At 71.4% G+C, this 11,909-nt stretch carries 9 protein-coding genes; 5 read left to right on the top strand and 4 right to left on the bottom strand.

The window, feature by feature from the left end; translation table 11 throughout:
• The first annotated feature begins 98 nt into the window (after window positions 1-98).
• A complete protein-coding gene (locus WCE37_RS09150; protein ID WP_343279077.1) occupies window positions 99-2,582 on the top strand; it encodes a serine/threonine-protein kinase in 2,484 nt (827 codons plus the stop codon).
• Here the strand turns inward: WCE37_RS09150 and WCE37_RS09145 are convergent.
• Window positions 2,503-3,090, bottom strand: coding sequence for an ECF-type sigma factor (locus WCE37_RS09145; RefSeq protein WP_343279076.1), 588 nt, complete (start codon window positions 3,088-3,090; stop codon window positions 2,503-2,505). The genes WCE37_RS09150 and WCE37_RS09145 overlap by 80 nt on opposite strands.
• 235 nt (window positions 3,091-3,325) lie before the next feature.
• Here WCE37_RS09145 and WCE37_RS09140 point away from each other — a divergent pair, with 235 nt between their 5' ends.
• Complete coding sequence (locus tag WCE37_RS09140; protein WP_343279075.1) at window positions 3,326-3,823, top strand: hypothetical protein; 498 nt, start codon at window positions 3,326-3,328, stop codon at window positions 3,821-3,823.
• Between the two features lie 91 nt (window positions 3,824-3,914).
• The gene (locus tag WCE37_RS09135) at window positions 3,915-4,466 is read left to right on the top strand and encodes a hypothetical protein (RefSeq protein WP_343279074.1); all 552 of its coding nucleotides are present in this window, start codon (window positions 3,915-3,917) and stop codon (window positions 4,464-4,466) included.
• A 100-nt stretch (window positions 4,467-4,566) separates the two neighbouring features.
• Here the strand turns inward: WCE37_RS09135 and purL are convergent, their stop codons facing one another.
• The 3 genes from purL to xerD all read right to left on the bottom strand — a co-directional run bounded on the left by purL (window position 4,567) and on the right by xerD (window position 10,649).
• Window positions 4,567-8,592, bottom strand: coding sequence for a phosphoribosylformylglycinamidine synthase (gene purL / locus WCE37_RS09130; protein WP_343279073.1), 4,026 nt, complete (start codon window positions 8,590-8,592; stop codon window positions 4,567-4,569).
• Window positions 8,593-8,668: 76 nt separating this feature from the next.
• Complete coding sequence (locus tag WCE37_RS09125; RefSeq protein ID WP_343279072.1) at window positions 8,669-9,529, bottom strand: DsbC family protein; 861 nt, start codon at window positions 9,527-9,529, stop codon at window positions 8,669-8,671.
• A 151-nt stretch (window positions 9,530-9,680) separates the two neighbouring features.
• The gene (gene xerD / locus WCE37_RS09120; RefSeq protein ID WP_343279071.1) at window positions 9,681-10,649 is read right to left on the bottom strand and encodes a site-specific tyrosine recombinase XerD; all 969 of its coding nucleotides are present in this window, start codon (window positions 10,647-10,649) and stop codon (window positions 9,681-9,683) included.
• A gap of 47 nt (window positions 10,650-10,696) precedes the next feature.
• Here xerD and WCE37_RS09115 point away from each other — a divergent pair, with 47 nt between their 5' ends.
• Together WCE37_RS09115 and WCE37_RS09110 are read left to right on the top strand one after the other, a co-directional pair.
• Complete coding sequence (locus WCE37_RS09115; RefSeq protein WP_343279070.1) at window positions 10,697-11,197, top strand: RDD family protein; 501 nt, start codon at window positions 10,697-10,699, stop codon at window positions 11,195-11,197.
• 5 nt (window positions 11,198-11,202) lie between these two features.
• Window positions 11,203-11,892 carry a DsbA family oxidoreductase gene (locus tag WCE37_RS09110; protein WP_343279069.1) on the top strand — a complete coding sequence of 230 codons (690 nt, stop codon included), beginning with the start codon at window positions 11,203-11,205 and terminating at the stop codon, window positions 11,890-11,892.
• The last annotated feature ends 17 nt before the right edge of the window (window positions 11,893-11,909 follow it).

Below are 11,909 nucleotides of genomic sequence, written 5' to 3'. Positions count from 1 at the left end.
GGCCGGTTGCAATCGCTTCGGATACCATCGACCAAGGGGAGTACCGGCGCCGGCTGTGAATATCCGGCGCCGGTCGCACAGGCGAGGAGCGGGAGCACATGGATGCAGCACGCTGGAAGCGGACGTGGAAGCTGTTCGACGAGGTCGTCGATGCATCGGCCGGGGAGCAGCCGGCGCTGCTGGCGTCGCTTGAAGCGGATGCCGGCATCCGCGCCGAAGTAGAGCGCCTGCTGCAGGCGAGCCAGACCCGCGACGTCACCGCGCCGGGCCCGGCCCCGGCCTTGCAGCCGCGCCTGCAGCCCGGGACCCTGGTCGACAACTGGCGCGTGGAACGCCTGATTGGCCGCGGCGGAATGGGCGAGGTCTACCTCGCGCAGCGGGTGGACGCGGATTTCGAGCAGCGCGCTGCGCTGAAGCTCCTGCTGCGCATGGAGTCGGAGGAGGACCGCACCCGGTTCGCCGCCGAGCGTCGCATCCTCGCCCGCCTCGAGCATCCTTCGATCGCGCGCCTTCTGGACGGCAGCGAGTACCAGGGCACGCCGTATGCCGTCATGGAATACGTCGACGGCCAGCCGGTGACCGACTACGCACGCCACCTGCCGCTGCGCGAGCGCCTGGGGCTGGTGCTGCAGGCCTGCGATGCGGTCGGGCATGCGCACCGGCACCTGGTGGTGCATCGCGACCTGAAGCCCGGGAACATGCTGGTGTCGGCCGACGGACGCCTGCGCCTGCTCGATTTCGGCATCGCGAAGCACTTGTCCGGCGTCGACGACGACGCCACCCAGGTGATCCGCGCCTCGCCGGACTACTGCGCGCCGGAGCAACTCGACGGCGGCACGATCTCCACCGCCACCGACGTGTTCGCACTCGGCGTGATCATGTTCGAACTGCTGACCGGCGAGCGGCCGTGGCAGCTCGGGGGCCTGCCCTTGATGCGCGCGCTGGAGCGGCTGTGGGTGCAGGACACCCCGCGGCCGAGCAGCCGGCTGCGCGGAGCGGCCGCGCGCGCGGTGCGCGGGGACCTGGACACCATCGTGCTGAAGGCGCTGCAGCCCGAGCCCGGCAAGCGCTACCGCAACACCGACGAGCTCGCGTACGACCTGAAGGCGCATCTTCAGCAACGCCCGATCAGGGCGCGCAAACCGACGCTTGCCTACGTCGTGGTGCGCACCGTGCGTCGCCACAGGCTGGCCACCGCACTGGCCGGCGTTGCCGCCGCCAGCCTGCTCCTGGGCCTTGGCGGCGTGATCGTGCAGGGGCGCGAAGCCGCCATGGAGCGAGACCATGCCCGGCGCGAGGTGGTCCGCAACGACGCCGTGCGCCAGTACCTGATGCTGATGTTCCGGTCCGCCGGCGAGCTGCAGGGCAACGACGACATGACCGCGCGCGACGTGCTTGCCCGTGCCGCGGACGAGGTCGACGAACAGTTCGCCAACGACCCCGAAGCCCACGCCGACATCTCCATCGCGCTTTCCGAACTGTTCTTCCAGCTCAACGACTATACCGGCGCCCGGCCACTGCTCGAGCGACTGGTCCAGCGGGGCAACCGGATCCCCGCGGACGTGCGGGCGATGGCGCAGCACGACCTGGCGCAGGTGAACTATCGCGAAAGCCGGATCGAGGAAGCCTGGGACCTCCTGCGCCAGGCGCAGGCATTCTGGTCCGGCGAACCCCGGCGCTATCAGTCCGAGTTGCTCGACAGCCGCCTGATCCAGTCACAGCTGGAACGCGCGGACGGCGACTTCCCGCGCGCGCTGGCAACGCTTGAACAGGCGCTCGAGCAGCGGATCGCGCTCTCCGGGCGAACGCATCGCGACACCGCAGTGCTGATCAACAACCTCGGCATCACGTATTTCCAGGCCGGCCAGCTGGAACAGGCCAGCGACCGGTTCCAGCAGGCGAACTCACTGTGGACCGCTCTGGGCCAGGAGCGCAGCGCCGATGCGCTGAACACGCTCAACAACCTGGCTGCGGTCGAGGCGCGCCTGCTGCGCTCCGAGCAGGCAGCGGCCAGCATGCGCGCGGCCCTGCAGCTGCGACGGGAGCTCTACGGGCCATCCACCGCGACTGCGGCCCTGTTGAACAACCTGGGCAAGACCCTCAGCCAGCTCGGTCGCCACCAGGAGGCGATCCCGCTCCTGCGCGAGGCGATCGAGATGGGCCAGGCCCACGCCGGCGGGCCGGCGGCACCGGTGTCGCTGGCCGCGGGACTCGGCCTAGCCGAGGCGCTCGCAGGTATCGGCAGCCCCCTCGAAGGCCACGGCGTGCTGGACGAACTCCTGCCCCTGATCCGCGATGCCCACGGCGAGCAGCACCTGCTGGCGGCGATGCTGGGCATCTCGCGGGCGCGAATCCACTATTCGACAGGTGCGCGCGACAGCGCCACGCAAGCCGCCTCGGATGCCCGTCGGATACTGGCGTCCCTGGGTCCCGGGGGCAGCGGCGCGCTGGAGCAGCTGGATCGGCTCGAGGCAGGTTGGCGCGATGGCGAGCCGCCCGGAGTCAATCCGTCGCCGGCTCCGCATGCGCAGGCTGCTCCCCGAAGTCACGCAGCTGGTGCTGCAGCCAGTCCCGGGCTTTGACCCAGTCACGCCGCACCGTGCGTTCGGTGACGCCGAGGATCTCGGCTGTCTCCGCCTCGGTATAGCCGGCGAAATAGCGGCACTCGACCACCCGCGCCAGGCGCGGGCTGATCCGCTCCAGGTCACGGATGGCATCGCCGATCGCGATGCTGGCGTCGTCGTCCGGCCCCGCGATGTCCGTTGCCACCTCGAACGAGTGGAAGGCTTCGTCCAGGCTGACCGCCGCCACGCCACCGCCCCGGCGCTGGCGTGAGCGCGCACGCGCCTGGTCGACCAGCACGTGGCGCATGGCCACGGCCGCCGCCGCGAGGAAATGCCTGCGGCTTTCCCAGGGTCCCCCGCGCAGCACCTTGAGCCAGGCCTCGTGGATCAGCGCCGTGGTCTGCAGGGTTCCCCCTCCGCGATAGCCGGCGCGGATGCCGCGCGCCGCCCGCCGCAGGTCCGGATACAGCAGTGGCGCGAGCTCGACCGCGCTGGCGCAGATCTCTTCCGTGCAATCGTCTGGCAAATCCGTACCCCGTTCCATCGCAGTGGGTGTCGCGGCATCCGTGCCCGCCAGCCAATCGTATATGGAGGGGCGGCCGCGCAGCCTCGGATACTAGCAAGTGATGCCTGGACAAATCGGTGCGCGGCGAACGCAGCGGCCGCCGCGAGCGGCTCCACGATGTCCGCAATCGCCTTCCTGCGTCGTTCATTGGAGATGCGTGCGTTGTGCACGCACCACCATCACAACGAGACACGACATGGCAAAAACAGCGCTCATCCTCGCCCTCACGCTGGCCCTCCCCGCCGCGGCCAACGCCGGCACGCCCTCCGATTCGCGCGTGACCCTGGCTGCAGGCGCGTGCCAGACCGCGCTCCCGGTCTTTGATGGCGTGGTACGCAAGCGCCCGTTGGCGGTGCAGAACGAAGGCACCAGCATCACGTTTGTCACCTGCGGCCTGGAAGGGAGGTTCAACGCGGAGCAGGTCACCACCCGTGTGTTCATCGGCTTCGTCAACAATTCCAGCAGCGAGGCCACGGTGAACTGCACCCTCGTCGACGGCCGCGACAGCATTTCGAATCCGGTCTACATGCCGAAAACGGTGCTGCTGGGCGCCAACACGCCGATGACGGAAGCGGCGTGGACGAGCGTCGACAACGAGGGCGACAACTTCATCTACCCGGCGATCAGCTGCTCGCTGCCCCCGGGCACCGGCATCAAGGCGGTGGGCCAAAGGCTCGTGACCGCGACGCCCTGATAGCGTGGCCCGGCCGTCGTCGCTGGTCAGGCCGGCGGCGGCGTCGGCGCCGAGATCGGGCTGCAGGCCCGGCGCATCGAAGTGCAGCGCGGTGTCGCGCTCGGCATCGGCGCAGTCGGGGTTGTCGCGCAATCACATGTTGAAAAATGTCACCCTGGCCGCTCTGGCCACGCTCGTAGCGACGACTGCGGGCACCGCATCCGCCGACACCATCGACCGCAGCCGGGTGGTGATGGCGGCTGCGGCCTGCCAGAGTGCGTTGCCGGTGTTCGACGCGGTCGTGCGCAAGCGTCCGTTGGCAGTGCAGAACGAAGGCGACACGAGAACGTTCATCACCTGCGGTCTCGAAGGGGTGGGGCTTGCTGCGCCCCACTTTTCGTCCCTCAGGGTGACCCTGATCAATAACTCCGCCGTCGCAGCGCCCGTCTCATGCACCCTTGTAGATGGCGGCCGCTACTTGCTGTATCCAATTTATCTGACAAGGTCGGTGAGCATGCCCGCCAACATTGACCACGTAACCTTGACATGGTCGGCGAGCGAACGCGGCATTGACTTCGCTAATCCTGCTTTCAGCTGCAGCCTGCCCCCGGGTGTCGGCATCAAGACCGTGGAGCAGGACTACAAGGAAGACATCGGCAACTGATCAGAAACGGCCGCGCCACCGCGCAGGCAGTCATGCGATTGCGACGAGCCTGTTGTGCGCGAGTTCCCCCTGCACACAACACGCCCGATTGCCCTGGCTCTCAGCCCACGGAAACCCGCGCGTTCCGGAACATCCTGAGCCAGGGCGAAGCCTCCGGCCAACCGGCCGGCGCCCAGCTGAAGTTGGCCGTGGCCAGGGTGCGCTCCGGGTGCGGCATCAGCAGCGTCACCCGTCCGTCGTCGCTGGTCAGGCCGGCGATGGCGGAATCCGAGCCGTTGGGATTGGCGGGATAGGCCGTTGCCGGGCGACCGTCGCCGTCGACATAGCGCAGCGCCACGCGGGCAGCGGCGCGGGCGGTTTCGTCGCTGAATTCCGCCCGGCCCTCGCCGTGCGACACCACCACCGGGATCCGCGAGCCGGCCATGCCGCGCAGGAACAGCGAGGGCGATTCCACCACCTCCAGCATCGACAGGCGTGCCTCGAACTGCTCGCTCAGGTTGCGCTGGAAGCCGGGCCAGTGGGCGGCGCCGGGCACGATGTCCTTGAGCTGCGACAGCATCTGGCAGCCGTTGCAGACGCCCAGGGCGAAGCTGTCGCCACGGACGAAAAAGCGCGTGAACATCTCGCGCAGCATGTCGCGCTCGAGGATCGAGGTCGCCCAGCCGCGGCCGGCGCCCAGCACGTCGCCGTAGCTGAAGCCACCGCAGGCGGCGAGGCCGGCGAAACCGTCCAGCCGCGCGCGGCCTTCGATCAGGTCGCTCATGTGCACGTCGACGGCCTCGAAGCCGGCCAGCGTGAACGCTGCGCCCATCTCCACCTGGCCGTTGACGCCCTGCTCGCGCAGGATCGCGACCCGCGGCGCCGCACCGGTGGCGACATAGGGCGCGGCGATGTCATCGCCGGGGTCGAAGCCGAGATCGGGCTGCAGGCCCGGCGCATCGAAGCGCAGCGCGGTGTCGCGCTCGGCGTCGGCGCAGTCGGGGTTGTCGCGCTGGCGCTGCATGGCGTGGCTGACCGACCACCATGCAGCCATCAGGTCCTGCCAGGCCCATTCCGCCACCACTTCGCCGTCGTCGAGCACGCGCACCGAGGAGGCGGTGGTGGGACGGGCGATGCGCTGCGCGCATTCGACCAGGCCGTGGCGCTCGATGAGATCGACGAACTCGACGCGGTCGCCGGCGGCGATCTGCACCACCGCGCCCAGCTCTTCGTTGAACAGGGTGCGGAACACGTTCTCGGTGCGGTCGTCGCCCCAGGTGTCGAGGTCGATGTCCATGCCGACGCGCGAGCAGAACGCCATTTCGCACAGGGTGGCGAAGACGCCGCCGTCGGAACGGTCGTGGTAGGCCAGCAGCAGGCCGGCCTCGCGTGCGTCGCGGATCAGCTCGAAGAACGCCCGCAGGCGCTGCGCATCGTCGAGATCCGGGCAGGCGCCGCCAAAGGCGCCGTGCACCTGCGACAGGATCGAGCCGCCCAGGCGCTGCTTGCCGGCGCCCAGGCCGATCAGCCAGAGCTCGGTGCCCGGCTCGCGCGCAAGCAGCGGCGTGAGCTGGGCGCGCACGTCGGCCACCGGCGCGAAGGCGGTGACCACCAGCGAGACCGGCGACACCGAGGCCTGCGCGGTGCCGTCGGCCTGCCACTGCGCCTGCATCGACAGCGAATCCTTGCCGACCGGGATCGACAGCTCGATCTCCGGGCACAGCTCCATGCCGACCGCGTGCACGGCGTCGAACAGGCGCGCGTCCTCGCCGGGGTGGCCGGCGGCGGCCATCCAGTTGGCGGACAGCTTGGTGCGCGCAAGCGATTCCACCGGCGCCGCGCAGAGGTTGGTGATCGCCTCTCCCACCGCCATGCGCGCGCTGGCGGCGGCGTCGATCAGGGCCAGCGGGCTGCGTTCGCCGATCGCCATCGCTTCGCCGGACTGGCCGTGGAAGCCGGCCAGGGTGATGGCGCAGTCGGCCACCGGCAGCTGCCACGGCCCGACCATCTGGTCGCGCGCGGTCAGGCCGCCTACGCTGCGGTCGCCGATGGTGACCAGGAACTGCTTGGCGGCCACCGTCGGATGCGCGAGCACGCGCAGGCCGGCTTCGTGCAGGGCCTCGCCCGGGCGGCCGGCGGCGGCCAGGGCGACGGCGTTGAGCTGGGGCCAGCGGTGCGGCGTGGTGCGCGCGGTATCGCGGTGCATCTTCGGCGGCTTGCCGAAGATCAGGTCCATCGGCAGGTCGATCGGCAGCACGCCGCTCGACAGCAGGGGTCGCGTGGCGACATCGCCTGCGCCCTGCCCCGGGCCCTCGATAGCCGCAGCGGCCGTCACGGTTTCGAGGTGCTCCGTCGCGGACGGCGTCGGCAGCACGTCGTAACCGACCACCAGCCGCTCCTCGGCGGTGGCGTAGCCCACCACCGCAAACGGGCAGCGCTCGCGCCTGCAGAGTGCCGCGAATTCCTCGACGCGCTCCGGCGCGATGCCGAGCACGTAGCGCTCCTGTGACTCGTTGCACCACAGCTGCATCGGCGACAGCGATGGATCGTCGCTGGGCACGCGGCCAAGGTCGACCACCCCACCCACGCCGGAGTCGTGCAGCAGCTCCGGGATCGCGTTGGACAGGCCGCCGGCGCCGACGTCGTGGCACCACTTGATCGGATTACCGGCTTCGCCCAGCGCCGTGCAGCGGTCAAGGACCTCCTGGCAGCGGCGCTCCATTTCCGGGTTGTCGCGCTGGACGCTGGCGAAGTCGAGCGCTTCGGCGCTTTCGCCCGAGGCCACCGAGCTTGCCGCACCGCCGCCCAGGCCGATCAGCATCGCCGGGCCGCCCAGCACCACCACCGCGTCGCCCGGCGACAGCCGGAGCTTCGTGACCTGGTCGCGATCGATCGCGCCAAGGCCACCGGCAAGCATGATCGGCTTGTCGTAGGCACGCACCAGGCGCTCGCTCTCGGCGAGTTCGAAGCTGCGGAAATAACCGGTCAGGCTCGGCCGGCCGAACTCGTTGTTGAACGCCGCCGCGCCCAGCGGGCCCTCGGTCATGATCTCCAGCGCCGGCGCCATGCGCGGGTTCAGCGCGCGCGGCGCCTCCCAGGGCTGCGGCAGCGAAGGAATGCGCAGGTGCGAGACGCTGAAGCCGACCAGGCCGGCCTTGGGCTTGCCGCCGCGGCCGGTGGCGCCCTCGTCGCGGATCTCGCCGCCGGCGCCGGTGGAGGCGCCCGCGAAGGGCGAGATCGCGGTCGGGTGGTTGTGGGTCTCGACCTTGATGCAGAACGCGCCGTCGCGCTCGGGCCCGGCGCGGTACACGGCACTTTCCGGGTCGGGCTGGAAGCGCCGTGCCGGATAGCCTTCGACCACCGCGGCGTTGTCGCTGTAGGCCGAAAGCGTGTGTTCCGGGGTCTGCGCGTGGGTGTGGCGGATCATCCCGAACAGCGACTGCGGACTGCTGGCGGCCCCGCCCCGGGCCAGCATGTCCTCGCCGTCGATGGTCCAGGAGGCGTTGAAGATCTTGTGCCGGCAGTGCTCGGAGTTGGCCTGCGCGAACATCATCAGCTCGACGTCGTGCGGGTCGCGGCCCAGCGCGCCGTAGCGCTCGCGCAGGTAGGCGATCTCGTCGTCGGCCAGCGCCAGGCCCAGGCGCTGGTTGGCGGCTTCCAGGCCGGCCAGCGGGATCACTTCGACGGAGCCGCGCGGCGGCACGGTGAACAGCGCCCCGGCGTCCCCGTGCGAGGCCAGCAGCGACTGGGTCATCGGGTCGTGCAGCGCCTGTGCCAGCACGGCGGCGACGGCGGGATCGGCCGGCCAGCCGACGATGTCGAGCCGGGTTCCGCGCTCCACGCGCGCTACCGGCAGGCGGGCCCCGCGCAGCAGCTCGGCGGCCTTGCTCGCCCACGGCGACAGCGTGCCCAGGCGCGGCGAGACATAGCGCGTGGTGGCGCCCGGCTCCACCGGCGCAGCGGCGTCGGAGGCCTTGAGGATGCGGTGCAGGGCCGGCCGGTCGATCGCCGCGCCGGCGTCGGCGAGCACCCAGTACACTTGCCAGGCGCCGCTGATGCGGATGCCGGGATCGATGGATTGCAGGCGGGCCTGGAGGCGTTCGCGCCGGAACGGCGGCAGCGCGGGAGCGCCTTCGAGGACGATCATGACCGGATTGGACCGTGATGGAACGGGCCGGCCATTGTAGCGAAGCCGCGGCGCTGCCGGCGTGCGGCCCGGCGGCTCAGCGGCTGCCGGCGACGCCCGGGGCGGCCGACTCGACGGCGGCGGCGGGCACCGTGGCGCCGGCGTCCGCGGCCAGCCGGTCCAGCGCGGCGCGAAGATCCGCCGGCGGCATGTAGCCCGGCATCTGCGTGCCGTCGGCGGTGACAATCATCGGCGTGCCGGTCAGGCCCACGCGGCGGCCGATGTCGTAGTGCCTGGCGACCGGGTTGGTGCAATCGCTCGCGGGCACCTTGCGGCCCTGCTTGGCGGCCGACAGCGCCGCGGGACGGTCGGCCGCGCACCACACCGACACCATCTTGCCGAAGTCCTCGCTGGCGGGTCCCATGCGCGGGAAGGCCAGGTATTCGATGGCGATGCCGAGGCGGTTGTATTCCTCGATGTCCTCATGGAGCTTCTGGCAGTAGCCGCACTCGACGTCGGTGAACACGCTGACCGTGTACTCGGGATTGGCCGGCGCGAACACGATGCGCTCCGAGGCCGGGATGGTCGCCAGCAGCTCCCGGCGCACCTCGGCCATGCCGGCCTGGCTCAGGTCCTTCTTTTCGCGGACGTCGAACAGCGCGCCCTGCAGCAGGTAGCGGCCGTCGTCGCTGATGTAGACCATCTGCCCGCCCACCACCGCCTCGCGGAAGCCGGGCAGCGGCGCGGCGCCGACGTGGTCGACCTCGATCCGCGGATTGATCGACTGCAGCGCCTGGATCGCGCGCTCCTCGGCCGACCCGGCCGCGGCGCTGGCCAGGCCCTGTCCGCCGGCCGTGGCCGCGCCCGGCGACGCTTCGCCTGCCGGGGCATCGCCGGGCGACTGGGCGCAGGCGGTGAGGCTGGCGGCACACAGGAGGAGGGGCAGCAAGGACTTCATTCGCGGTCTCGACTCGACGGCGCCGCCCGGGGTCCGGCGGCTGGCCGGTCATTCTCGCACGCGTCCCCGCGCCGATGGCCCGGCGGCGGCTTCGCGTTGCGCCGGCTTTCAGGCAGGCCGACAGGCGCGCGTCGGCCAGGCTTCGCGGGCCTCAGGCGCGCGGATGGTGCTTCGCGTGCAGCCGCTTGAGCTGCTCGCGCGCGACCAGGGTGTAGATCTGGGTGGTGGAGAGCGAACTGTGGCCCAGCAGCATCTGCAGCGAGCGCAGGTCGGCGCCGTGGTTGAGCAGGTGGGTGGCGAAGCTGTGGCGCAGGCCATGCGGGCTCACGCGAGCCGGGTCGATGCCGGCGGCTGCCGCGTGGCGTTTCACCGTGGCCCAGAACGCCTGGCGGCTGGGCGGCGCCAGGCGGCGGCCGATGAACAGGGGTGCCTCGCCGCTGTCGTCGACCGGGATCGCGCGGCCGCCGGCGAGCACCGGGCGCGCATCGGCCAGGTAGCGCTCCAGCCAGTGCCGCGCCTCCTCGCCCAGGGGCACTACCCGGTCCCTGCCGCCCTTGCCCGACACCCGCAGCACGCCCTGGCGCAGGTTGACGCCGTTGGCCGCGATCCCCACCAGTTCGCTCACCCGCAGGCCGCAGGCGTACATCAGCTCGAGCATGGCGCGGTCGCGCAGGCCGTCGGCACCGCCCACGTCCGGCGCGGCCAGCAAGCGGTCGATCTCGCCCTCGGCCAAGGCCTTTGGCAGCAGCCGCGGCAGCTTCGGCGGCTCCAGCAACGCGGTGGGATCGTCCGCGCGCAGGCCCTGACGCAGGCGCCAGCGATAGAAGGCGCGCAGGGCCGAAAGCAGGCGTGCGTTGCTGCGCGGCGACCAGCCGCCATGGCTGCGCCACGCCAGGTAGTCGAAGAGATCGCCGCGGCCGGCATCGGCGATGTCGCCGCGGTCGCGCCAGCGCGCGAAACCGCCAAGGTCGCGGCGATAGCTGTCCAGGGTCTGCCGGGCGGCGCCGGATTCGGCCCACCAGGCATCGATGAAGGCATCGATGGCGCGCGCATCCGCATCGCGCAGCGGCGGCAGCCGCATCGCGCGCGTTCGGCGCTCGGCGGGCGTGGACGCGGACATCAACGCCAGCTTAGCGGTGCGGGCATGGCGGCGGCTATCCTGTGGCGATGACCCAGGCCGCCCCGCACGATCCCGTCCCGAAGGCCGACGCCGGCCCTGCGCGAGCCGGCGCGCACATCGGCAAGCGCCTGCTGGCGATGCTGTACGACCTGCTTCCGGTGCTGTCGCTGTGGTTCCTGCTCGGTTTCCTGTTTGCGCTCGGTTACACCCTGGCCGGGCACGGAACCCGCGAGAACATCGCGCCCTGGAGCCTGCTGCAGTGGCTGCTGTGGCTGTGCTGCTGGGCGGTGACCGGTGCCTACGCCACGGCCAGCTGGCGCCGCGGCGGCCAGACCCTGGGCATGCGGCCCTGGCGGCTGCGCGTGGTCGCCGCCGACGGCTCCGCACCCTCGTGGCCGATGCTCCGGCGCCGCTACGCCGTGGCCACGCTGTCGGTGGCGGCGGCGGGCCTGGGCTTCTGGTGGGCCTGGTTCGACCGCGACCGCCTGACCTGGCACGACCGCGCCGCCGGCACCCGCGTGGTCCACGAACGCAAACCGCAGAGGTGAACCCCATGCGCATCGACATCTGGTCCGATCTGGTCTGTCCCTGGTGCTGGATCGGCAAGCACCGCCTGCGGCGCGCGCTCGCGCTGCTGGGCGACGAGGTGCCCGCCGTCGAGGTGCACTGGCATCCGTTCCTGCTTGAACCGGAAGCCGACGCGACGCCGGTTCCGCTGCGCGAAGCCTATGCGGCCAAGTTCGGCGGCGAGGCCCGGGCCACGGAGCTGCTGGCGCAGACCGAGGCCACCGCGCGCGCAGAAGGCCTGCCGATGGACTTCGACCGCGGCCAGGTGCGCGTCACCACCCTGCCCGGCCACCGCCTCATGTGGCTGGCCGCGCGCGAGGGCGATGCCGACGCCGTCGGCGAGGCCCTGTTCCGCGCGCACTTCGCCGAAGGCCGCAACCTGGCCGATCCCGAGGTGCTGGTCGCGGTCGGCGCCGAAGGCGGCCTGGCGGAAGCACGCGTGCGCGCGATGCTGGCTTCCGACGAGGGTGTGGCCGAGGTCAGGGCCGCGCTGGGTCGCGCGCAGGCGATGGGCATCCGCGCGGTGCCGACCTTCGTGATCGATGGCGAACACGGCATCCAGGGCGCGCATCCTCCGGAAGCACTTGCGGAAGCGCTGCGGAAGCTGGCGCCGACGCCCGCCGCCGGCAGCGGTGCCGACGGCGGCGCATGCGGCCCGGAAGACTGCGACGCCTGAGCGCCCGTCCCGCGGCG

It is taken from the genome of Luteimonas sp. MJ250, assembly GCF_039548455.1.
Classification (GTDB): domain Bacteria; phylum Pseudomonadota; class Gammaproteobacteria; order Xanthomonadales; family Xanthomonadaceae; genus Luteimonas.
Note: the sequence above shows the minus strand (reverse complement) of the source record. Positions and strands in the feature narration are given on the sequence as shown.